Below are 22,275 nucleotides of genomic sequence, written 5' to 3'. Positions count from 1 at the left end.
CGAAGCCTGGCCGCAGGCCGGGCCGTGTACGAACGTTAACATTCACGTTTATACGACCCTGACCGACCCTTGGGAGTTGATGATTAATGGATATCCGTAAAGTCAAGAAACTGATCGAACTGCTGGAAGAGTCTGGCATCGACGAGCTGGAGATCAAGGAAGGCGAAGAGTCCGTCCGTATCAGCCGCCACAGCAAGACCCCGGCCCAGCAGTACTACGCGCCAGCCCCGATGGCTGCCGCACCGGCCGCCGCCCCTGTGGCCGCCGCTGCCCCGGCTGCCGCCGAAGCGCCAGCCGCGCCGAAGCTCAACGGCACCGTGGCCCGCTCGCCAATGGTCGGTACCTTCTACCGCAAAGCCTCGCCTACCTCGCCTGCCTTCGTCGAAGTCGGCCAGACCGTGAAGAAAGGCGACACCCTGTGCATCGTCGAAGCCATGAAAATGATGAACCACATCGAAGCTGAAACCAGCGGTGTGATCGAATCCATTCTGGTAGAAGACGGCCAGCCGGTTGAGTACGACCAGCCGCTGTTCACCATCGTTTGAACCGCGGAGAACCAACGATGCCAGCCAAGTTGGAAAAAGTCCTGATCGCCAACCGCGGGGAAATTGCCCTGCGGATCCTGCGCGCCTGCAAAGAGATGGGCATCAAGACCGTCGCCGTGCACTCCACCGCCGACCGCGAGCTGATGCACCTGGGCCTGGCCGACGAATCGGTATGCATTGGCCCGGCTTCGGCCACCCACTCCTACCTGCACATCCCGGCGATCATCGCAGCCGCTGAAGTGACCGGCGCCACCGCCATTCACCCAGGCTACGGTTTCCTCGCGGAAAACGCCGATTTCGCCGAGCAGGTCGAGAACTCCGGCTTCGCCTTCATCGGCCCCAAGGCCGACACCATCCGCCTGATGGGCGACAAGGTGTCGGCCAAGGACGCGATGATCAAGGCCGGCGTACCGACCGTTCCGGGTTCCGACGGCCCGCTGCCGGAAGACGAGGAAGAAGCCCTGCGCATCGGCCGTGAAGTCGGCTACCCGGTGATCATCAAGGCCGCCGGTGGCGGTGGTGGTCGCGGCATGCGCGTGGTGCACAAGGAAGAGGACCTGATCGCCTCGGCCAAGCTGACCCGCAGCGAAGCCGGCGCCGCCTTCGGCAACCCGATGGTGTACCTGGAGAAGTTCCTGACCAACCCGCGTCACGTGGAAGTCCAGGTACTGTCCGACGGCCAGGGCAACGCCGTGCACCTGGGTGACCGCGACTGCTCGCTGCAGCGCCGCCACCAGAAGGTGCTGGAAGAAGCGCCAGCCCCGGGTATCGACGAAAAGGCCCGCCAGGAAGTCTTCGCCCGCTGCGTCAAGGCGTGCATCGACATCGGCTACCGTGGTGCCGGCACCTTCGAGTTCCTCTACGAGAACGGCGCGTTCTACTTCATCGAAATGAACACCCGTGTTCAGGTGGAGCACCCGGTTTCGGAGATGGTCACCGGTATCGACATCGTCAAGGAGATGCTCAGCATCGCCGCTGGCAACAAGCTGTCGTTCACCCAGGATGACGTGGTGATTCGCGGTCACTCGCTGGAGTGCCGGATCAACGCCGAAGACCCGAAGAAGTTCATTCCGAGCCCGGGTACCGTCAAGCATTTCCACGCACCGGGCGGCAACGGCGTTCGCGTCGACTCGCACCTGTACAGTGGCTATGCGGTACCGCCGAACTACGACTCGCTGATCGGCAAGCTGATCACCTACGGCAAGGACCGTGACGAAGCCATGGCGCGCATGCGCAATGCGCTGGACGAGATCGTCGTCGACGGCATCAAGACCAACATCCCGCTGCACCGCGAACTGGTGCGCGATGAAGGTTTCTGCAAAGGTGGCGTGAACATTCACTACCTGGAACACAAGCTCGCCAACGACGAGTGATGCAGGTGTGATGTGAAAAAGACCCCGGCCTGGTGCCGGGGTCTTTTTTTTGGACTGCGGTACGCCCATCGCGGGTCAAGCCCGCTCCCACAGGAACGCCATTGATCTCAGGATCACCGCTATACCGGTGGGAGCGGGCTTGACCCGCGATGAATGCGCCGCCTAGTCCCGCCCCATGCGCGGCATCTCGATGCCATGCGCATGCACCCGCCGGTACAAGGTGGCCCGCGAAATACCCAGCGCCTTGGCCGCCTCCCCCGGTTTCCAGCGATGGCGTACCAGCGCCTCCAGCAGCACCTGGCGCTGCGGGCTCATGCTGGCCTGCACCTGGCCCTGCACCTGCGCCCCGCGCACATCCGCCGGCAGGTCCTGCAACTGCAGCGTGCCACCGGCGCACACCGCGCAGGCGTAACGCAGCACCTGGCGCAACTGGCGCAGGTTACCCGGCCAGCGATACCCCAGCAGGCACTCCAGCGCTGCCTCGCTCAAGCCCACGTCCACCCCGCAACCGGCCGCCTCCTCGGCCAGCAAGCGGTTGATCAAGGCCAGCCGGTCACTGCGCTCGCGCAGCGGCGGCAGCTCGAAGCGCGCATTGGCCAGGCGAAAGTACAGGTCTTCGCGAAAGCGCCCGTCGGCCACCCGCGCCGCCAGGTCGCGGTGCGTGGCGCAGATCACCTGGATATCCACACGCTCGCGCCTGGCCGCACCCAGCGGCGCCACCTCGCCTTCGGCCAGCACCCGCAGCAGGCGGGTCTGCAAGGCCAGCGGCATGTCGCCGATCTCGTCGAGAAACAGCGTGCCGCCATCGGCCTGCTGCAGCAGCCCGCGCATGCCCTTGCTGGAGGCCCCGGTAAACGCCCCGGCCACATAGCCGAACAGCTCGCTCTCGATCAGGCTCTCGGGAATCGCCGCGCAGTTGAGCGCCACGAACGGCTTGCCGGCCCGCGCGCTGCGTTCATGCAGCTGGCGCGCGAACACCTCCTTGCCCGCACCGGTCTCGCCCACCACCAGCACCGCCAGGTTGCAGTTCTTGACCCGCACCGCCAGGCGCAGGCTTTCCTCCACCCGTGCATCCACCCCGCCCGGCACCGGCACCACCCGCGCCGGACGCTGTGGCGAGCTGACCCGCACATGCAGCGCATCGCCATCGGCGCGCCAGCTCAGGCGCTGGGCCGACTCGTCAGTCACCGCGCGCAACTGGTCCAGGTCGAACAGCTGGCCGATATGCGCCGGCAGCTCGCCGTAGCGCGAGAGCAATGCCGAGCGCGCCAGGCTGTTGAGCGCCTGCAGGCGTCCGTCGGCATCCCAGGCCAGCAGAAAGTCCGGCTGGCTGTCCACATACCCCGGCGCGCTGTGCGCCCGCAGCACCCAATGCGCCTGGGCGTTGTGCATGAAAAACGCGTTCTCGATCTCCCGCGCGGTCTGCACCACCAGTTGGCGGATCAGGTGCTGGCTGCGCCGGTCGTCCGGCGACTGCAGCGCCGACACGTCGACCACCCCCAGCAGCTTGCCCTGCGGGTCGAACACCGGCGCCGCCGAGCAGGTCAGGCTGATGAACGCGGCGCGAAAGTGATCGCGCTTGTGCACCGTGACCGGCACCTGGCTGGTCAGTACCGCCGCCACCCCGCAGGTGCCCTCCTCGCCTTCCGACCAGCAGGTGCCCAGGTACAGGCCGGCCTTGCGGCAGTCGTTGCGCAGCGCGGCGTCGACGCGGTAGTCGATGGTGCGACCCTGCGCGTCGGTCAGCAGCACGCAGTAGTCGGCACCGCGCACCCGCTCGTGCAGGCGCGCCACCGCATCACTGGCAATGCGCATGAACAGCTCGGCGCGTTCGCGGCATTCGTTGAGCAGGGTTTGCGACAGGATGCGCGGCCCTTGCTGCGAGGAAGGGTCGAGGCGGTGCTGCTCCATCGAGCGGCGCCAGGAGTCGAGGATCAACGGCGGTACCGGCGCCTGGGGCTGGCGGTCGGCATTCTTGAGCACACGGCTGACACAGTCGACGTGGGCTCTGGAGTTCGCGGCAAGCATGGGGCCTCCGGTTCTCGTGTTCTTGTCGTTATGCGGCCCATTAAGCGCCGTTTGCCAGGCCCCGACAAGCACCGCCTGGGCAAGCGGCGCCGTGAGACGCAGCGTCTCGGCGTCTCGCCGCGGCGCTGCCCGCACTGCAACGCAGCGTCTTGCCGACACCCCGCGAGTACGCCCTTGGAATGCTGCGCAAAGGCTCTGGGTCAAGCCTTTCACCCAACCTGGCACCACCCTTGCTCCAGCCCTGGTACACAAGAACCAGAGGTGCGCCATGAGCCATCCCGCCCCCACCGTGGGCATCATCGTCAACCCGGCCTCGGGCCGCGACCTGCGCAGGCTTACCGCCAGCGCCGGCCTGTACTCCAGCACCGACAAGGCCTCGGCCGTGCAACGCCTGCTGGCCGCCTTCGCCGCCACCGGCATCCGGCGCGTGCTGCTGCCGCCGGACATGACCGGCATCGCCGCCGCCGTGCTCAAGGCCAGCAACGGCCCGCAGGCCGCCGGCCAGCGCTGGCCGCAACTGGACATCCTCGACATGCCGCTGCGCCAGACCGTGGAGGACACCCGCCTGGCCGCGCGCCAGATGCTCGCCCGCGGGGTCGCACTGATCGCCGTGCTCGGCGGCGACGGCACCCATAAGGCGGTGGCCGCCGAGGTCGGCGACATTCCGCTGCTGACCCTTTCCACCGGTACCAACAACGCCTTCCCCGAATTGCGCGAAGCCACCAGCGCCGGGCTGGCCGGCGGGCTGTTCGCCGCCGGGCGCATCCCGGCCCAGGTGGGCCTGCGCCGCAACAAGCGCCTGCTGGTGCGCGACCCGGCGCGGGAGCTGTGCGAATGGGCGCTGGTGGAAGTCGCGGTGTCGCCGCAGCGCTTCATCGGCGCCCGCGCCCTGAGCCGCGCCGAAGACCTCGCCGAAGTCTTCGCCACCTTCGCCGAACCCCATGCCATCGGCCTCTCGGCGCTGTGCGGGCTGTGGTGCCCGGTGTCGCGCCACGCCGCCGAAGGGGCCTGGGTGCGTCTTAACGGCCAGGCCGAACAGGCGCTGCTGGCGCCGCTGGCCCCTGGCCTGGTGCAAGGCTGCGGCATCACCGCCGCCGGCCCGCTGGCACCGGGCGTCGCCTACTCCCTGAGCCTGTCCAGCGGCACCCTGGCGCTGGACGGCGAGCGCGAGATCGAGTTCAGCGAGCACGACCGTCCCACCGTCACCCTCGACGCCCACGGCCCCCTGAGCATCGACGTGGAGGCCGTACTGGCCTTCGCCGCCCGCCATCGCCTGCTGGCGGTAGGCCGCGAACACCCGCAACACCCTGCGCACCCTCAGTGCTGAGACAACCCTGGAGAACAACAAGATGTCCACTCACCTGAACACCGAGCAACTCCTGCATGCCTACCGGGTCATGCGCACCATCCGCGCCTTCGAAGAGCGCCTGCACATCGAGTTCGCCACCGGCGAGATCCCAGGCTTCGTGCACCTGTATGCCGGCGAAGAGGCGTCGGCCGCCGGGGTCATGGCGCACCTGCGCGACAGCGACTGCATCGCCTCCAACCACCGCGGCCACGGCCACTGCATCGCCAAGGGCGTGGACGTGCACGGCATGATGGCCGAGATCTACGGCAAGAAGACCGGCGTGTGCGGCGGCAAGGGCGGCTCGATGCATATCGCCGACCTGGAAAAGGGCATGCTCGGCGCCAACGGCATCGTCGGCGCCGGCGCGCCCCTGGTGGCCGGCGCTGCCCTGGCGGCCAAGCTCAAGGGCACCGATGACGTGGCCGTGGTGTTCTTCGGCGACGGCGGCTCCAACGAGGGTGCGGTGTTCGAGGCCATGAACCTGGCCGCCATCATGAACCTGCCGTGCATCTTCGTGGCCGAGAACAACGGCTACGCCGAGGCCACCGCCTCCAACTGGTCGGTGGCGTGCGACCACATCGCCGACCGCGCCGCCGGCTTCGGCATGCCCGGGGTGACCATCGACGGCTACGACTTCTTTGCCGTGCACGAGGCGGCCGGCGCCGCCATCGAGCGTGCCCGCAGCGGACAGGGCCCGTCGCTGGTGGAGGTCAAGCTGACCCGCTACTACGGCCACTTCGAAGGCGACGCGCAAACCTACCGCGCCCCGGACGAGGTGAAGAACCTGCGCGAAACCCGCGACTGCCTGATGCAGTTCCGCCAGCGCACCACCCGCGCTGGGCTGCTCGGCGACGCCCAGCTGGACCTGGTGGATGCCCAGGTCGAGGACCTGATCGAAGACGCCGTGCGCCGCGCCAAGTCCGACCCCAAGCCCCAGCCTGCCGACCTGCTCAGCGACGTGTACGTCGCCTACCCCTGAGCACGCTGCCCTTACAACAAGAACAATCGGAGAATCATCATGGCGAGAAAAATCAGCTACCAGCAGGCCATCAACGAAGCCCTGGCCCAGGAAATGCGCCGCGACCCCACGGTGTTCATCATTGGCGAGGACGTCGCCGGCGGTGCCGGTGCACCGGGCGAGAATGACGCCTGGGGCGGTGTGCTCGGCGTCACCAAGGGCCTTTACGGGCAGTTCCCCGGCCGCGTGCTGGACGCGCCGCTATCGGAAATCGGCTATGTGGGCGCAGCGGTCGGCGCCGCCACCCAGGGCCTGCGCCCGGTGTGCGAACTGATGTTCGTCGACTTTGCCGGCTGCTGCCTGGACCAGATCCTCAACCAGGCAGCCAAGTTTCGCTACATGTACGGCGGCAAGGCGGTCACCCCGCTGGTGATGCGCACCATGGTCGGCGCCGGCCTGCGCGCCGCCGCCCAGCACTCGCAGATGCTCACCTCGCTGTGGACCCACATCCCGGGCCTGAAGGTGGTGTGCCCGTCGTCGCCGTATGACGCCAAGGGCCTGCTGATCCAGGCGATCCGCGACAACGACCCGGTGATCTTCTGCGAGCACAAGCTGCTATACAGCCTGCAGGGCGAAGTGCCGGAAGAGGTCTACACCGTGCCGTTCGGCGAGGCCAACTTCTTGCGTGACGGCGACGACATCACTCTGGTGACCTACGGGCGCATGGTCCACCTGGCCATGGAGGCGGCGGCCAACCTGGCACACCAGGGCATCGACTGCGAGGTGCTCGACCTGCGCACCACCAGCCCGATGGATGAAGACAGCATTCTCGAAAGCGTGGAAAAGACCGGCCGCCTGGTGGTGATCGACGAAGCCAACCCGCGCTGCTCGATGGCCACCGACATCAGTGCGCTGGTGGCGCAGAAAGCCTTCGGCGCACTCAAGGGCCCGATCGAGATGGTCACTGCGCCGCACACCCCGGTGCCGTTCTCCGACGCGCTGGAAGACCTCTACATCCCCACCGCCGCCAAGATCGAGGCTGCCGTGCACACAGTGATGAAAGGGAGGGACGCGGCATGAGCCAGATCCATACCCTGACCATGCCTAAGTGGGGCCTGTCGATGACCGAGGGGCGCATCGACACCTGGCTCAAGCAGGAAGGCGAGCACATCAGCAAGGGCGACGAGGTGCTGGACGTGGAGACCGACAAGATCTCCAGCAGCGTCGAGGCCCCGTTCAGCGGCGTGCTGCGACGTCAGATCGCCAGGCCCGACGAAACCCTGGCAGTGGGGGCGCTGCTGGCCGTGGTGGTCGAGGGCGAGGCCAGCGACGCGCAGATCGATGCGGTGGTGCAGCGCTTTCAGGCCGAGTTCGTGCCCGGTGACAGCGCCGAGCAGGACAGCGGCCCGGCGCCGCAGAAAGTCGAGCTGGACGGGCACCGGGTGCGCTACTTCGACCTCGGCGAAGGCGGTACGCCGCTGGTGTTGATCCACGGCTTCTGCGGCGACCTGAACAACTGGATGTTCAACCACCCGGCGCTGGCCGCCGAGCGCCGGGTGATCGCCCTCGACCTGCCCGGGCATGGCGAGTCGGGCAAGCACCTGCAACGCGGCGACCTGGATGAGCTGAGCCAGAGCGTGCTGGCCCTGCTCGATCACCTGGACCTGGGGCGCGTGCACCTGGCCGGGCACTCCATGGGTGGTGCGGTGGCCTTGAACCTGGCGCGGCTGGCACCTGCGCGGGTGCAGTCGCTGAGCCTGATCGCCAGCGCCGGGCTGGGGCGCGAGATCAATGGCGGCTACCTGCAGGGCATCGTTGCGGCGGCCAACCGCAACGCCCTGAAGCCGCAGATGACGCAGCTGTTCTCCGACCCCGGGCTGGTGACCCGGCAGATGCTCGAGGACATGCTCAGGTTCAAGCGCCTGGAGGGGGTGGACGAGGCCCTGCGACAACTGGCCGACGCACTGGCCAGCGACGGCGTGCAGCGTCACGATCTGCGCCCGGTGGTGGCGCAGCAGCCGACGCTGGTGCTGTGGGGCAGCGATGACGCGATCATCCCGGCCACCCATGTGGACGGCCTGCCAGCCGAGGTGGCGATACTGCCGGGCCAGGGGCACATGGTGCAGCTGGAAGCGGCCGAGCAGGTCAATGCGCGGCTGCTGGCGTTTTTGCGCGGGCACTGACCAGCACCGGTTTGTGTCTCGAGGGCTGCTCTGCAGCCCGATCGCGGGTCAAGCCCGCTCCCACAGGGATCACTGCCGTCTCTGTGGGAGCGGGCTTGACCCGCGATCACGCCAGTACAGACACTGCAGCGCCCCCGATACAAACCCCTCGCACTCAAGTAAACTGGCGCGCTTCGCGCAGCCCCCAGCGGCTGCCCTCCACGAATTACCCAAAGGTGCCCGCCATGCCCTGGCTGCAAGTACGTCTGGCCATCAGCCCGGAACAAGCCGAAACCTACGAAGATGCCCTGCTCGAAGTCGGCGCCGTCTCCGTCACCTTCATGGACGCCGAAGACCAGCCGATCTTCGAACCGGACCTCAACACCACCCCGCTGTGGTCGCACACCCACCTGCTGGCCCTGTTCGAAGCCGACGCCGAACCCGAGGCAGTGTTTGCCCACCTGCAACTGCTGACCGGGGCCGCCCTGCCCGAGCACCAGGTCGAAGTGATCGAAGACCAGGACTGGGAACGCAGCTGGATGGACAACTTCCAGCCCATGCGCTTCGGCCAGCGCCTGTGGATCGTGCCCAGCTGGCACGCCGCCCCCGAGCCGGACGCCGTCAACCTGCTGCTCGACCCGGGCCTGGCGTTCGGCACCGGCACCCACCCGACCACCGCCCTGTGCCTGGAATGGCTCGACGGCCAGGACCTGAACGGCACTGAAGTACTCGACTTCGGCTGCGGCTCAGGCATCCTCGCCATCGCCGCGCTGCTGCTGGGCGCACGCAAGGCGGTGGGCACCGACATCGACGTGCAGGCCATCGAGGCCTCGCGCGACAATGCCGGGCGCAACGGCATCGCCGACGCGCTGTTCGACCTGTACCTGCCCCAGGACATGCCGGCCATGCAGGCCGACGTGCTGGTGGCCAACATCCTCGCCGGCCCGCTGGTCTCGCTGGCCCCGCAGTTGTCCGGCCTGGTACGCCCCGGCGGCCTGCTGGCGCTGTCGGGCATCCTCGCCGAACAGGGCGATGAAGTGGCCGCCGCCTACGCCAAGGACTTCGACCTGGACCCGATCGCCGTGCGCGATGGCTGGGTACGCATCAGTGGTCGCCGGCGCTAACTGCGCCTAGACTACAACTCTGCACAACCCGGACCGCCGCATGACCGACAGTTTCGTCACCCAGTGCCCGCATTGCCAGACCAGCTTTCGCGTCAGCCACACTCAATTGAGTGTGGCCCGCGGGGTAGTGCGCTGCGGCAATTGCCTGCAGGTATTCAACGCCGCCAAGCAACTGCTGGAGCAGAGTGCAGCGCAACAGGCGCTGCAGGTCGCCCCCGCGCTGCCGCCGGCAACGCCGTTGCCTGCGCCGGTGGCCGAACCCGAACATGCACCGCAGCCAGCGCCGTCGGCCCCCGCGCCGATCAGCCAGCGCGAATGGACGGCCAGCGCGCTGGACGTCGACCTCGACCAACTGGACCTCGACCAGGAACTCGCCCGCCTGGAGCAACGCGAAATCCAGCCGATCAGCGAGTTCAAGCGCAGCCAGGCCGAAGATTTCGACCTGGCGCCACGCCGCGAGGACAGCCTCAGCGCCCAGCGCGACGGCCCGGACGACACCTCGTACACCGACAGCCTGTTCAGCAGCCCGGCCGACGAACGCGAAACCCAGGCAACGCCGCAGCCGCCGCTGGTCGACGAACCCGTCCCGGCTGCCGTGGCGCTGCCGGGCGAGCGCACCGAACCCTCGCTGTCGCTGGACCTGGACGGCCTGGATGACGAGCCCCCGCTGCGCGAGCAGCCCCTCCACGACCCCGACGTGGTGGCCGAGCACCTGTCGGCACGCGACCCGGGTGATGAGCCCGATACGCCGGACCCGGCGTTCGACGACGTCCCGAATACCCGCCACGAACCCGACCTTGGCCCGATGGCTGCACGCTCGCCACGCAAGCCGGCGCTGGTCGACATCGTCGACGACCCGCTGCAGCTCGACTGGCAGAAGCCGCGCAGCCACTGGGGCCGGCGCCTGCTGTGGGCGCTGCTGACTCTGCTGGCTGGCGCGGCACTGGCTGGCCAGTACATCGCCTATCACTTCGACGAACTGGCCCGCCAGGACCAGTACCGCCCCTGGTTCCAGCAACTGTGCCCGCAACTGGGCTGCGAAGTGCCTTCCAAGGTCGACATCGCCCGCATCAAGAGCAGCAACCTGGTGGTCCGCAGCCACCCGGACTTTGCCGGCGCGTTGATCGTGGACGCGATCATCTACAATCGTGCGCCCTTCTCGCAGCCATTCCCGCTGCTGGAGCTGCGGTTTGCCGACCTCAACGGCCAACTGATCGCCAGCCGTCGCTTCAAGCCCGGCGAGTACCTGAGCGGCGAGCTGGCCGGCAAGGCCGAAATGCCCAGCCAGACCCCGATCCACATCGCCCTGGACATCCTCGATCCGGGCCCGAAGGCGGTCAACTACAGCCTGAGCTTCCGCTCGCCGGAGTAAACCCAGCGACCAGCGGCAAGCTTCAGGCGGCAAGAGAAAAGCGCGGTATCACGCCACTCCTGCTTTTGGCTGGGGCTTGAAGCTTGTCGCTTGCCGCTCAAACTGTTCATATTTTATCCAGATCGACCTTTATCCGGTCACCGAGAGCGGGTATCATGCCCACCCTTTTTCGAACTCTAAGATCGGCCCCCACAACAGGGAACTCCTATGTCGGCGGTACGCATCGGCCCATACACACTGCAGAACGCCCTGATCCTTGCCCCGATGGCCGGGGTCACGGACCAGCCTTTTCGTCAGCTGTGCCGACGAATGGGCGCAGGCCTGGTGGTGTCCGAAATGGTCAGCAGCGACATGAGCCTGTGGAACAGCCGCAAGTCGCGCCTGCGCATGATTCACGATGGCGATCCCGAGCCCCGCTCGGTGCAGATCGCCGGCGGTGACGCGCAGATGCTCGCGGCCGCGGCCCGGGCCAATGTCGAGGCCGGCGCGCAGATCATCGATATCAACATGGGCTGCCCGGCAAAAAAAGTCTGCAACAAAGCTGCAGGCTCTGCTTTATTGAAGGATGAAGTACTGGTCAACGAGATCCTCCAGGCGGTGGTCGCCGCCGTGGACGTACCCGTTACCCTCAAGATCCGCACCGGCTGGGACCGGGACAACAAGAATGGCCTGACCGTGGCGAAGATCGCCGAGCAGGCAGGCATTCAGGCACTGGCCGTACATGGCCGCACCCGTGCCGACCTGTACACCGGCGACGCCGAGTACGACACCATCGCCGCCATCAAGCAGGCGGTGTCGATACCGGTATTTGCCAATGGCGACATCACGTCGCCGCAAAAGGCCCGACAGGTGCTCGACGCCACCGGCGCCGACGGCCTGCTGATCGGCCGCGCCGCCCAGGGGCGGCCGTGGATCTTTCGCGAGGTCGAGCACTACCTGCGCACCGGCGAGCTGTTGCCGGCACCGCAGTTGGCTGAAGTGGAACGAATTCTGCTGGAGCACCTGGCCGCGCTGCACGCCTTCTATGGCGATGTGATGGGTGTGCGTATCGCCCGCAAGCATGTGGGCTGGTACCTGGCAACGTTACCGGGCGCCAGGGAGTTTCGCGCCCGCTTCAATGGTTTGGAAGAAACACACGCGCAGTGCGCCGACGTTCGCGAGTTTTTCCGCGAACGTGAACAGAGCCTTGAGACAGAGGACGGACAAGGGGTGGCCGCATGACGATGATGACCGAGACTTTAGTGAGTGGAACAACGCCCGTGAGCGACAACGTCAACCTGAAACAGCACCTGAACACCCCGAGCGAAGAGGGCCAGACCCTTCGCGGGAGCGTGGAGAAGGCGCTGCACAACTACTTTGCGCACCTCGAGGGCGCTGCTGTCACGGACGTGTACAACCTGGTGCTCTCTGAAGTCGAGGCACCCTTGCTCGAAAGCGTGATGAACTACGTCAAGGGCAACCAGACCAAGGCCAGCGAGCTGCTGGGGCTCAACCGGGGCACCTTGCGCAAGAAGCTCAAGCAGTACGATCTGCTGTAACAACGAATCCACACCAGAAAAGGCGGCTCCCATTCGATGAGGTCGCCTTTTTTGCTGACTCCACCGCGTTATGGAATCTGAAATGACCGACCAGACTACCCGCCTGCCGATCCGCCGCGCCTTGATCAGCGTTTCCGACAAGACCGGAATCCTCGAATTCGCCCGTGAGCTGCAACAGCTCGGCGTCGAGATCCTGTCCACCGGTGGCACCTTCAAGTTGCTCCAGGACAATGGCGTCGCCGCGGTGGAAGTTGCCGACTACACCGGCTTTGCCGAAATGATGGACGGCCGGGTCAAGACCCTGCACCCCAAGATCCACGGTGGCATCCTCGGCCGTCGCGGTACCGATGACGCCATCATGGCCGAGCACGGGATCAAGCCGATCGACCTGGTCGCCGTCAACCTGTACCCCTTCGAAGCCACCATCTCCAAGCCGGGCTGCGACCTGCCGACCGCCATCGAGAACATCGACATCGGCGGCCCGACCATGGTTCGCTCGGCGGCCAAGAACCACAAGGACGTGGCCATCGTGGTCAACGCCAGCGACTACGGCCAGGTACTCGAGAGCCTCAAGGCCGGTGGCCTGACCTACGCCCAGCGCTTCGACCTGATGCTCAAGGCGTTCGAGCACACCGCCGCCTACGACGGCATGATCGCCAACTACATGGGCACCGTGAACCAGGCGGCCGACACCCTGAGCACCGAAGACCGCAGCCAGTTCCCGCGCACCTTCAACAGCCAGTTCGTCAAGGCCCAGGAAATGCGCTACGGCGAGAACCCGCACCAGAGCGCGGCGTTCTACGTCGAGGCCAAGCCGAGCGAGGCCGGCATCGCCACCGCCACCCAGCTGCAGGGCAAGGAGCTGTCGTACAACAACGTGGCCGACACCGACGCCGCGCTGGAATGCGTCAAGAGCTTCGTCAAGCCGGCCTGCGTGATCGTCAAGCACGCCAACCCGTGCGGCGTGGCCGTCAGCCCGGACGCCGAGGGCGGCATCCGCCAGGCCTACGAGCTGGCCTACGCCACCGATACCGAATCAGCCTTCGGCGGCATCATCGCGTTCAACCGCGAGCTGGATGCCGAAACCGCCAAGGCCATCGTCGAGCGTCAGTTCGTCGAAGTGATCATCGCCCCAAGCGTGAGCGAAGAAGCCCGCGCCGTGGTGGCCGCCAAGGCCAACGTGCGCCTGCTGGCGTGCGGCCAGTGGTCGGCCGAGCGTGCCGCTGCCTGGGACTACAAGCGCGTCACCGGCGGCCTGCTGGTACAGAGCCGCGACATCGGCATGATCACCGAGGGCGACCTGAAGGTGGTGACCAAGCGTGCGCCGACCGAGCAGGAAATCCACGACCTGATCTTCGCCTGGAAAGTGGCCAAGTACGTCAAGTCCAACGCCATCGTCTATGCCAAGAACCGCCAGACCATCGGTGTCGGCGCCGGCCAGATGAGCCGCGTGAACTCGGCGCGCATCGCCGCGATCAAGGCCGAGCATGCCGGCCTGCAGGTACAGGGTGCGGTCATGGCCTCGGATGCGTTCTTCCCGTTCCGCGACGGTATCGACAACGCGGCCAAGGTGGGTATCACTGCGGTGATCCAGCCGGGCGGTTCGATGCGTGATGCCGAGGTGATTGCCGCGGCCGACGAAGCCGGCATCGCGATGGTGTTCACCGGCATGCGCCACTTCCGTCACTGACCAACAGAAAAGGTGCAGACATATCCCTGTGGGAGCGGGCTTGACCCGCGATGCGAGCGACGCGGTACTTCCTGATCGCGTGGCCCCCATCGCGGGTCAAGCCCGCTCCCACAGGACCTCGCTCTTGCAATGACCTGCACAGAACAGCACTCATCCGAATTAGCGTCATCGAGGTTTTGACATGAACGTTTTGATCATCGGTAGCGGCGGCCGCGAACACGCCCTGGCCTGGAAAGTTGCCCAGGACCCTCGCGTCGAGACTGTCTTCGTCGCCCCCGGCAACGCCGGCACCGCCACCGAAGCCAAGTGCAAGAACGTCGACATCGACGTCACCGCCCTGGACCAACTGGCCGACTTCGCCGAGAAGAACGTCGCCCTGACCATCGTCGGCCCCGAGGGCCCGTTGGTGGCCGGCGTGGTCGACCTGTTCCGCAGCCGCGGCCTGGACTGCTTCGGCCCCACCAAGGGCGCGGCGCAGCTGGAAGGCTCCAAGGCCTTCACCAAGGACTTTCTGGCCCGTCACAAGATCCCGACCGCCGACTACCAGAACTTCACCGAAGTGGAGCCGGCCCTGGCCTACCTGCGCGAAAAAGGCGCACCGATCGTGATCAAGGCCGACGGCCTGGCCGCGGGCAAGGGCGTGATCGTCGCCATGACCCTGGCTGAAGCCGAGGACGCGGTACGCGACATGCTCGCCGGCAATGCCTTCGGCGACGCCGGTTCGCGCGTGGTCATCGAAGAGTTCCTCGACGGCGAGGAAGCCAGCTTCATCGTCATGGTCGACGGGCAGAACGTGCTGCCGATGGCCACCAGCCAGGACCACAAGCGCGTCGGCAACGCCGACACCGGCCCCAACACCGGCGGCATGGGCGCCTACTCGCCAGCCCCGGTGGTCACTGCCGAAGTCCACCAGCGCGTGATGGACCAGGTGATCTGGCCGACCGTCAACGGCATGGCTGCCGAAGGCAACGTGTACACCGGCTTCCTGTATGCCGGGCTGATGATCGACAAGGCCGGCAACCCCAAGGTCATCGAGTTCAACTGCCGCTTCGGCGACCCGGAAACCCAGCCGGTGATGCTGCGCCTGGAATCGAGCCTGGTGCTGCTGATCGAAGCGGCGTTCGCCAAGGCCCTGAACAAGGTCGAAGCGCAGTGGAACCCGCAGCCGAGCCTGGGCGTTGTACTGGCCGCCGGCGGCTACCCGGGCGACTACGCCAAGGGTGCACCGATCAGCGGCCTGGACGCCGCAGCCAAGCTCACCGGCAAGGTGTTCCATGCCGGTACCGCCCTCAAGGACGGCCAGGTGGTCACCAGCGGTGGTCGCGTACTGTGTGCCACTGCCCTGGGTGAGACCGTCGAAGCCGCGCAGCAGCAGGCCTACCGCCTGGCCGCCGAAATCGAGTGGGACGGCAGTTTCTACCGCACCGACATCGGCTACCGCGCCATCGCCCGTGAACGTGGCGAGCACCAGGAGTAAGCTGACACGGCAAGGCTCCAAAGGGGCCTTGCCTTCGGCTTGGCACGCCGCGCATAGTTGCAAACCGGCATTTGGCTAGGAAGGGATATCTCGTGCGTTGGCTCAGGATTGCCATTGGACTCACCGTCAGCCTGCTGACTCTGCTCTGCCTGTTCCCGGCCACGGCCGATTCGGGCAGTGGGTGGTCGGTATTGCTCGACGATCAGGCCAACCTGCAACTGAGCGACATCCGTTCCGAGCGTTACCGTAACCAGTTCAGTCCCATCGAGCTCAACCAGCTCGATGCCGCCGAGCCCCAGCAGGCGCTCTGGCTGCATTACCACCTGCCCCCACACCAGCCCGAACAGGTACTGCGCCTGTTCGCCCCGGACCTGTCGCACCTGAACCTGTATGTGGTCGACGGCGCCCGGCTGATCGAGCAGTCCCACAACGGCCGCCCGGACACCAACGGCCCGGTGAGCCTGACCACCAACGATCACCTGCTGGCGGTGCCGAGCAGCGACCAGGCCCAGGACCTCTACCTGCGGCTGGTCTCCGAGCACCAGCTGCGGCCCGGCATCAGCCTGATGCCCGCCGTGAGCGCCGCCGCCGACCAGCGCCAGCCACTGCTGTTCGGGTTGCTGTTCGGCTGCATGGGCATGCTGATCCTGCACAACCTGGTGCGCTTCGGCTATTCGCGCTCCACCAGCAGCCTGTGGCTGGCCGGCTACCACAGCCTGATGCTGCTCAGCGCGCTGATCCTGCTCAACCTGAGCGGGCCGTGGAACCTCTGGCAGACTTCGCAGACCCCGGCCGCCTACCTCACCGCCCTGCTCGCCAGCCTCTGCGGGCTGGCCTTCACCCTGCGCTTCTTCGCCCCCCTGCAGCAGCCGCGCCTGGCCCGCCTGCTGCAAGGCGAGATCCTGCTGATCGCCATCGGCGGCCTGTTGCTGCTGTTCGTCGACACCTTGCCGTTGAACCTGGCCACCTACGCGCTGGTGGCCCTGGCCAGCCTGAGCATGCTGATCACGGCCGTTTGCCACTGGGTGCGCGGCTTCGCCCCGGCGCGCCTGTTCAGCCTGGCCATGCTGGTGTTCAACCTGGGCTGCCTGGTGGTGCTGCCGGCGCTGCTGGGCCTTACCCGCACCCCCACCGAATGGCTGCTGTTCATCCTGCTGGGGTTCACCGCCTTCACCGGCCTTCTGCTCAACATGGCCCTGGGCGAGCGCCTGCGCAGCATCAGCGAGGCGCGCTTCAGCGCCAGCCGCGAGCTGGCCGCCAGCACCGCCGAAATCAACGCCAAGGCAGAGTTTCTGGCACGCATCAGCCACGAGATCCGCACCCCGATGAACGGTGTGCTGGGCATGACCGAACTGCTGCTGGGCACCCCGCTGTCGGTCAAGCAGCGCGACTATGTACAGACCATCCACAGTGCCGGCAACGAGCTGCTGACCCTGATCAACGAGATCCTCGACATCTCCAAGCTCGAGTCCGGCCAGATCGAGCTGGATGACGTGCAGTTCGACCTCAACGCCCTGATCGAGGACTGCCTGAGCATCTTCAGGGCCAAGGCCGAACAGCAGAACATCGAACTGATCAGCTTCACCCAGCCGCAGGTGCCGCGGGTCATCAGCGGTGACCCCACGCGCCTGCGCCAGGCCCTGCTGAGCCTGCTGGAAAACGCCCTGAAAAAGACCGAGCAGGGCGAGATCCTGCTGGTGGTGGCACTGGACCAGCGCGGCAGCAGCCCGCGCCTGCGCCTGGCCGTGCAGGACAGCGGCGAACCGATCCCGCCCAGCGAGCGCGAGGCACTGCTGCAGGCCGAGTTGCACAGCGAGCACGTGCTGTCGAGCAACAAGCTCGGCGGCCTGCTGGGCCTGGTGATCGCCAAGCAACTGATCGCCCTGATGCAGGGCGAGTTCGGCATCAAGACCAGCCACAACCAGGGCAACACCCTGTGGATGACCCTGCCGCTGGACCCGCAGCGCCTCGAACAGCCCGCCGCCGACCTCGACGGCCCGCTGCGCGATGCCCGGGTGCTGGTGGTGGACGACAACGACACCTGCCGCAAGGTGCTGGTGCAGCAGTGCAGCGCCTGGGGCATGAACGTGAGCGCCGTGCCCTCGGGCAAGGAAGCCCTGGCCCTGCTGCGCACCAAGGCGCACCTGCGCGACTACTTCGATGCCGTGCTGCTCGACCAGAACATGCCCGGCATGACCGGCATGCAACTGGCCGCCAAGATCAAGGAAGATCCGAGCCTGAACCACGACATCCTGATCATCATGCTCACCGGCATCACCAATGCGCCGAGCAAGGTCATCGCCCGCAACGCCGGGGTCAAGCGCATCCTGGCCAAGCCCGTGGCCGGCTACACCCTCAAGACCACCCTGGCCGAAGAACTGGCCCAGCGCAGCAAGGGCCAGATGCTCGGCATGCAGCCGCCCAGCCTGGCCACCCCGCTGGACGTGCCCGCCGACTTCCGCATCCTGGTGGCCGAAGACAACAACATCTCCACCAAGGTGATCCGCGGCATGCTCGGCAAGCTCAACCTGGAGCCCGACACCGCCAGCAACGGCGAGGAAGCCCTGCAGGCCATGAAGGCGCAGCGCTACGACCTGGTGCTGATGGACTGCGAGATGCCGGTGCTGGACGGCTTCTCGGCCACCCAGCAGCTGCGCGCCTGGGAGGCGGTCAGCCTGCGCCCGCGCACACCGGTGGTGGCGCTGACCGCGCACATCCTGGCCGAGCACAAGGAGCGCGCTCGCCAGGCCGGCATGGACGGGCACATGGCCAAGCCGGTGGAGCTGTCGCAACTGCGCGAACTGATCGAATACTGGGTGGCCCACCGCAAGCCCCACGAGCAGCCCGACAACGCGCCCGTCCCCCACTGATACACTTGCCCAACGCCCCCTTTGCCGCGAGCCCACGCCATGCTCCATGAGTTGTTCAGCGTCTACCTGAAGATGCTCGTGCTCTACAGCCCGTTCTTCGTCCTGTCCTGCTTCATCAGCCTGACCCGCGGCCACTCCAGCAAGGAGCGCAAGCAGCTGGCCTGGCGCGTGGCGCTGGCGGTACTGATCGCCAGCGTGCTGCTGTACCTGTTCGGGCGGGCAATCTTCGGCATCTTCGGCATCACCCCCGACGCGTTTCGCATCGGCGCCGGCAGCGTGCTGTTCATCTCGGCGCTGGGCATGGCCCAGGGCAAGTCGGCGGTCAACACCGACAACGTGCAGCAGGACGTGACCATCGTGCCGTTGACCATCCCGCTGACCGTCGGCCCCGGCACCATCGGTGCGCTGCTGGTGATGGGCGTCAGCCAGCCGCACTGGGACGACAAGCTGCTGGCCATCGTGAGTATCGCCCTGGCCAGCTTCACCGTTGGCCTGGTGCTGTTTCTGTCGCACCGCATCGAACGGCTGCTTGGCGACCAGGGCCTGCAGATCGTCAGCCGGCTGATGGGCCTGTTCGTGTGCGCCCTGGCGGCGCAGATCATCTTCACCGGGATCAAGGGCTACCTGGTGCTCTAGCCCCTACCGGTCCTGGAAGAAACCTTCCGAGAGTGCCCGGGTCTGGGCCAGTACGAACGTGCGATGGCTCGCGTACGCCTGGCGATCGAACAGGTAGCAGCCACCATGGGGCGTCAGGGTCACGTAGCGCCGGTAGGTATCGGTCAGAAAGCCGTGTTCGACGTCCACTTCAAAGCGCATCACCAGCCCGCAGAAACACAGCATGGGCTGGTTGCGTCGATCGGTGAAACAGGGCGTGATCTTGCAGTGCATGGCCTTCTCCACGTCGCGCCTGGGCATGGCCGAAGACTCGAAGTGGCGTCGGGCCTTGGTCTCCAGGTCGAGGTCGCGCAGCGACTGGCTGATCACCTGGTGAAACAGCACCTCGGCGTCCCGCTGTACCACCGTGACCTCGAAGGCACGCACCTGCGCCAGGTCGTGGGCAGCCGTGGACACCGACGACAGAAAGCTGATCAGACGGCAACCATGCCGCAGCAGGCAGGCATGGTGGAACTCATTCCAGGCCTGCGGCGAGGCATGCTGACCAACCGCTTTGCTGGCGTACATCTCGGCGTACACCATCAGGTCCATCATGTCCTGCATGTCGGCAGGGTCCATGCCATCACCGAACGACACCCGGTTGTCGCCGATCACCTGCGAACGTTCAGTGGAGGTCATGGGTGCCCCCTTGTAGCGAGCCGTCGGCCTTGGCCTTGGCCTGCGGCACCACCCGCCTGAGCACAACGGCATCGTCCTCCAGGGCTGCCACCGTCATCTCGCGCAGTCGCGCATACCGCGCAACCGACAACTGCTTGTGGCTGTAGAAGAACAGCGCGTCGCCCGGGCTGTCGACCCCGCAGAACGTCTGGTGCAGAAAGTCCTGCTGAAGCGGCACCACCAGCGCCAGGCTCACAAACAGGCTGAACACCTGGTCTGGCGCAGTACACGCACTGAGCTGGAAGTTGATCGCCGTGCGCTGGCTGGCCTGGGTGTGCGCGAGCACCTGGGCACGAAACAGCTGGCGCGCCGGGTGCTCGTAGGCCAGTTCGCAAATCTGCTCCAGCATGCCGGTCATCTGCCGCACGATGGCCGCAGGCAACTTCTTCTTCAGGTGCCTGGTCACCAGCGCGACGATGCTCAGGTCATCCAGGCCGGCGAACCTGGACACATCGGACTGCACGGTCTGGGTGCTCCACATGAGCTGGCCCAGGCCGTCCACATTGCGCTTGAACCAGGCCCGGGGGTTGGCGGTGACCAGGCCGTCCTGGTTGGCCGACACCTGCGCCAGCAAGTGGGAGTTCAATACATCATCCCTGTCCGGTGCGCTCAACCCGCCGGGAAATGAAATCAGCTGCGCACCATTGACCCATGTCTCGTACTGCATTGCCATGCCTCGACTCCTTGAGGATAGCGGCACCGGCGCCTTGACACCGGTGCCGGTAGAATTACTTCTTCTTGATTTTCCTGAAGAAGTTATCCGAGGAAATACCCATGTAGTCGTGGATGTCGTCTTTGTTGCGCTGATAGACACGTTCGTTCCAGTTGACCATGGTGGCCACCTGAGTGATGTCCATGGTTTCGTTGTCCCACTTCCAGAACAGTGCGCCGCCCTTGTCGGTACGCTTGTTGTATTCAAGCCCGATGAACAGTGTCACGGCTTCGCCGTTATCCGTTTCAAGGCACGGCAGAATGCGGCAACTGTCCTTGCTCGCGCCGGTGCTGTTGTTGTTGAACAGGGTGATCATGTCCTCGTCGCCCTTGAGCTTGTCGAGGGCCCTGGAAACCAGCGGGATCATGGCGGCTGCGTTGCCACCGGCCACCGAGGCGACGATTTCCAGCACCACGCTGTCCATGGTGATGTCGCGCTTGCTGGTGTTGTAGCTCTGACGGTCCGAACTGGTCATGAACCAGCCGGCGTGCAGCATGGCCTCCCGGTAGGCTGCCAGCCATTGCAGGGGCTGCTCCTGGATACTGCCCGAGGTGTTGGCCACCATCTCGGCGAACAGGGTGGCGTCCTTGGCCATCTGGCGCTTGTCCGCCGACAGCTTGTCGGCAAAGGTCAGAATCGTCGGGCCTTCGCTGGTCATCAGTGCCACTTCGCCCGCTTCGTCATCGAGCCCTTCACTGGCCAGCAGCCCGCGCATGGACAGCGGCGAATGCTGAAGATCCGGTACTTCCAGGTTGCTGAAGAATTCAGCGCTTTTTTCCGCGCAGGGAAACACAGTCGAGTTATCCATAACATCATCCTTGTTCAGTTTTGGTTTGCCGCGGCACAGCCAGGCCACTGCAAACTATCACCGGGCCTGCATGAAAAAAGGTGCGCCCGTTTCCAGGCGCACCTTTCTTTCCCTACGAGACCCTGTGGCTATCCAGGGCGGCCGGCGCCATACCAACGCGGCGTGTACACCCACTCGCCACCGTCGGCACGCGCGAAGGTGCAGGTGGTGGACGACCCCACCAGCACCATGGTGCGCATGTCCACCTGCTCTGGCGTCAGCTCGCCCAGGGTCAGGGTGCGCAGGGTCTGGCCGGGGCGGCCGATGTCACGGCCCAGCACCACCGGGGTGGCTGGCGTTCGGTGCTGGCGCACGATCTCCAGGGCACGCCCCAGCTGCCAGGGCCGCGAGCGCGAGATCGGGTTGTAGAAGGCCAGCGCCAGGTCGGCCTGGCAGGCGAGGTCCAGGCGTTTCTCGATGATGTCCCAGGGCTTGAGGTTGTCCGACAGCGACAGCACGCAGAAGTCATGCCCCAGCGGCGCACCGGCCTGCGCGGCGGTGGCCAGCGAGGCCGAGACGCCCGGCAGCATCTGCAGCTCGACGCTGTGCCACTGCGGGTCCGTCGACTCGTGCAAGGCTTCGAGCACCGCCGCTGCCATGGCGAACACGCCCGGGTCGCCCGACGACACCACCACCACCGAGCGGCCTTGCGCGGCCAGCTCGAAGGCATGCCGTGCGCGCTGCATTTCTTCGCGGTTGTCGGTGCAGTGCAGCACCTGATCGGCGCGGAACGGGCCGGCCATGCGCACATAGGTTTCATAACCCAGCACGTCATTGGCGCGTGCCAGCTCGGCCTTGACCGCCGGCACCATCAGGTCGGCGGCGCCCGGGCCCAGGCCGATCACCGCCAGGCGGCCACGGGCGCGCCCGATCCGTTGCGGGTCGATCGGCTGGCCGGC

The 22,275-nt window shown here is 66.3% G+C and carries 19 protein-coding genes; 14 read left to right on the top strand and 5 right to left on the bottom strand.

The window, feature by feature from the left end; translation table 11 throughout:
- Positions 1-86 precede the first annotated feature (86 nt).
- Both accB and accC read left to right on the top strand, forming a co-directional pair.
- Entirely contained in the window at positions 87-545 is a 459-nt protein-coding gene (gene accB / locus FW760_RS24570; RefSeq protein ID WP_043860462.1) for an acetyl-CoA carboxylase biotin carboxyl carrier protein, read from the top strand.
- 17 nt (positions 546-562) lie between these two features.
- On the top strand, positions 563-1,918 hold the full coding sequence (gene accC / locus FW760_RS24565) for an acetyl-CoA carboxylase biotin carboxylase subunit (RefSeq protein WP_043860463.1): 1,356 nt from the start codon (positions 563-565) through the stop codon (positions 1,916-1,918).
- A gap of 162 nt (positions 1,919-2,080) precedes the next feature.
- On the opposite strand, the gene FW760_RS24560 is transcribed toward accC, so the two are convergent.
- Entirely contained in the window at positions 2,081-3,946 is a 1,866-nt protein-coding gene (locus FW760_RS24560; RefSeq protein WP_116052638.1) for a sigma-54-dependent Fis family transcriptional regulator, read from the bottom strand.
- A gap of 268 nt (positions 3,947-4,214) precedes the next feature.
- On the opposite strand from FW760_RS24560, the gene FW760_RS24555 reads away from it, so the two are divergent.
- The 12 genes from FW760_RS24555 to FW760_RS24500 all read left to right on the top strand — a co-directional run bounded on the left by FW760_RS24555 (position 4,215) and on the right by FW760_RS24500 (position 19,121).
- A complete protein-coding gene (locus FW760_RS24555) occupies positions 4,215-5,273 on the top strand; it encodes an ATP-NAD kinase family protein (RefSeq protein ID WP_043860465.1) in 1,059 nt (352 codons plus the stop codon).
- Positions 5,274-5,295: 22 nt separating this feature from the next.
- Entirely contained in the window at positions 5,296-6,273 is a 978-nt protein-coding gene (locus FW760_RS24550) for a thiamine pyrophosphate-dependent dehydrogenase E1 component subunit alpha (RefSeq protein WP_043860466.1), read from the top strand.
- A 39-nt stretch (positions 6,274-6,312) separates the two neighbouring features.
- Positions 6,313-7,332 carry an alpha-ketoacid dehydrogenase subunit beta gene (locus FW760_RS24545; RefSeq protein ID WP_116052635.1) on the top strand — a complete coding sequence of 340 codons (1,020 nt, stop codon included), beginning with the start codon at positions 6,313-6,315 and terminating at the stop codon, positions 7,330-7,332.
- Positions 7,329-8,435, top strand: coding sequence for an acetoin dehydrogenase dihydrolipoyllysine-residue acetyltransferase subunit (locus FW760_RS24540; protein ID WP_116052632.1), 1,107 nt, complete (start codon positions 7,329-7,331; stop codon positions 8,433-8,435). The genes FW760_RS24545 and FW760_RS24540 overlap by 4 nt, the downstream gene beginning before the upstream one ends.
- 224 nt (positions 8,436-8,659) lie before the next feature.
- On the top strand, positions 8,660-9,538 hold the full coding sequence (gene prmA, locus FW760_RS24535) for a 50S ribosomal protein L11 methyltransferase (RefSeq protein ID WP_116052629.1): 879 nt from the start codon (positions 8,660-8,662) through the stop codon (positions 9,536-9,538).
- 40 nt (positions 9,539-9,578) lie between these two features.
- Complete coding sequence (locus FW760_RS24530) at positions 9,579-10,910, top strand: DUF3426 domain-containing protein (RefSeq protein ID WP_116052626.1); 1,332 nt, start codon at positions 9,579-9,581, stop codon at positions 10,908-10,910.
- A 207-nt stretch (positions 10,911-11,117) separates the two neighbouring features.
- Positions 11,118-12,131, top strand: a complete 1,014-nt coding sequence (gene dusB, locus FW760_RS24525) for a tRNA dihydrouridine synthase DusB (RefSeq protein WP_043860471.1) — start codon at positions 11,118-11,120, stop codon at positions 12,129-12,131.
- Positions 12,128-12,448, top strand: a complete 321-nt coding sequence (gene fis, locus FW760_RS24520) for a DNA-binding transcriptional regulator Fis (protein ID WP_003186237.1) — start codon at positions 12,128-12,130, stop codon at positions 12,446-12,448. Before dusB ends, fis begins: the two co-directional genes overlap by 4 nt.
- An 82-nt stretch (positions 12,449-12,530) precedes the next feature.
- Positions 12,531-14,138, top strand: a complete 1,608-nt coding sequence (gene purH, locus FW760_RS24515) for a bifunctional phosphoribosylaminoimidazolecarboxamide formyltransferase/IMP cyclohydrolase (protein WP_123753279.1) — start codon at positions 12,531-12,533, stop codon at positions 14,136-14,138.
- Positions 14,139-14,319: 181 nt separating this feature from the next.
- Positions 14,320-15,615 (top strand): phosphoribosylamine--glycine ligase, encoded by a 1,296-nt coding sequence (purD, locus tag FW760_RS24510; protein WP_043860473.1) that lies wholly within the window; start codon positions 14,320-14,322, stop codon positions 15,613-15,615.
- Positions 15,616-15,707: 92 nt separating this feature from the next.
- Complete coding sequence (locus FW760_RS24505) at positions 15,708-18,485, top strand: hybrid sensor histidine kinase/response regulator (protein WP_043860474.1); 2,778 nt, start codon at positions 15,708-15,710, stop codon at positions 18,483-18,485.
- Positions 18,486-18,524: 39 nt separating this feature from the next.
- Positions 18,525-19,121: a MarC family protein gene (locus tag FW760_RS24500; RefSeq protein ID WP_043860475.1), complete on the top strand. Its 597-nt coding sequence runs from the start codon at positions 18,525-18,527 to the stop codon at positions 19,119-19,121.
- Between the two features lie 3 nt (positions 19,122-19,124).
- Here the strand turns inward: FW760_RS24500 and FW760_RS24495 are convergent, their stop codons facing one another.
- From FW760_RS24495 to cobJ, 4 genes are all read right to left on the bottom strand, one after another.
- The gene (locus FW760_RS24495; protein ID WP_116052620.1) at positions 19,125-19,778 is read right to left on the bottom strand and encodes a hypothetical protein; all 654 of its coding nucleotides are present in this window, start codon (positions 19,776-19,778) and stop codon (positions 19,125-19,127) included.
- Positions 19,765-20,490 carry a hypothetical protein gene (locus FW760_RS24490; RefSeq protein ID WP_116052617.1) on the bottom strand — a complete coding sequence of 242 codons (726 nt, stop codon included), beginning with the start codon at positions 20,488-20,490 and terminating at the stop codon, positions 19,765-19,767. The genes FW760_RS24495 and FW760_RS24490 overlap by 14 nt, the downstream gene beginning before the upstream one ends.
- Positions 20,491-20,545: 55 nt before the next feature.
- The gene (locus FW760_RS24485; RefSeq protein WP_058541565.1) at positions 20,546-21,337 is read right to left on the bottom strand and encodes a hypothetical protein; all 792 of its coding nucleotides are present in this window, start codon (positions 21,335-21,337) and stop codon (positions 20,546-20,548) included.
- 128 nt (positions 21,338-21,465) lie between these two features.
- Positions 21,466-22,275, bottom strand: an 810-nt coding sequence (gene cobJ / locus FW760_RS24480) for a precorrin-3B C(17)-methyltransferase (RefSeq protein WP_446444068.1), incomplete at its 5' end; no start/stop codon positions are given.

The organism is Pseudomonas sp. 1176_21 (assembly GCF_052850635.1).
This window is presented reverse-complemented; position numbering and strand designations above follow the sequence as displayed.

Bases quoted from the DNA above. Each gene is read 5' to 3' on its own strand.
- dusB (WP_043860471.1), top strand. From the start codon at position 11,118: ATGTCGGCGGTACGCATCGGCCCATACACACTGCAGAACGCCCTGATC.
- FW760_RS24495 (WP_116052620.1), bottom strand. From the start codon at position 19,778: ATGACCTCCACTGAACGTTCGCAGGTGATCGGCGACAACCGGGTGTCG.
- FW760_RS24545 (WP_116052635.1), top strand. From the start codon at position 6,313: ATGGCGAGAAAAATCAGCTACCAGCAGGCCATCAACGAAGCCCTGGCC.
- FW760_RS24500 (WP_043860475.1), top strand. From the start codon at position 18,525: ATGCTCCATGAGTTGTTCAGCGTCTACCTGAAGATGCTCGTGCTCTAC.
- FW760_RS24530 (WP_116052626.1), top strand. From the start codon at position 9,579: ATGACCGACAGTTTCGTCACCCAGTGCCCGCATTGCCAGACCAGCTTT.
- FW760_RS24555 (WP_043860465.1), top strand. From the start codon at position 4,215: ATGAGCCATCCCGCCCCCACCGTGGGCATCATCGTCAACCCGGCCTCG.
- prmA (WP_116052629.1), top strand. From the start codon at position 8,660: ATGCCCTGGCTGCAAGTACGTCTGGCCATCAGCCCGGAACAAGCCGAA.
- accB (WP_043860462.1), top strand. From the start codon at position 87: ATGGATATCCGTAAAGTCAAGAAACTGATCGAACTGCTGGAAGAGTCT.
- FW760_RS24485 (WP_058541565.1), bottom strand. From the start codon at position 21,337: ATGGATAACTCGACTGTGTTTCCCTGCGCGGAAAAAAGCGCTGAATTC.
- FW760_RS24560 (WP_116052638.1), bottom strand. From the start codon at position 3,946: ATGCTTGCCGCGAACTCCAGAGCCCACGTCGACTGTGTCAGCCGTGTG.
- FW760_RS24540 (WP_116052632.1), top strand. From the start codon at position 7,329: ATGAGCCAGATCCATACCCTGACCATGCCTAAGTGGGGCCTGTCGATG.
- FW760_RS24550 (WP_043860466.1), top strand. From the start codon at position 5,296: ATGTCCACTCACCTGAACACCGAGCAACTCCTGCATGCCTACCGGGTC.
- purH (WP_123753279.1), top strand. From the start codon at position 12,531: ATGACCGACCAGACTACCCGCCTGCCGATCCGCCGCGCCTTGATCAGC.
- FW760_RS24490 (WP_116052617.1), bottom strand. From the start codon at position 20,490: ATGGCAATGCAGTACGAGACATGGGTCAATGGTGCGCAGCTGATTTCA.
- accC (WP_043860463.1), top strand. From the start codon at position 563: ATGCCAGCCAAGTTGGAAAAAGTCCTGATCGCCAACCGCGGGGAAATT.
- fis (WP_003186237.1), top strand. From the start codon at position 12,128: ATGACGATGATGACCGAGACTTTAGTGAGTGGAACAACGCCCGTGAGC.
- purD (WP_043860473.1), top strand. From the start codon at position 14,320: ATGAACGTTTTGATCATCGGTAGCGGCGGCCGCGAACACGCCCTGGCC.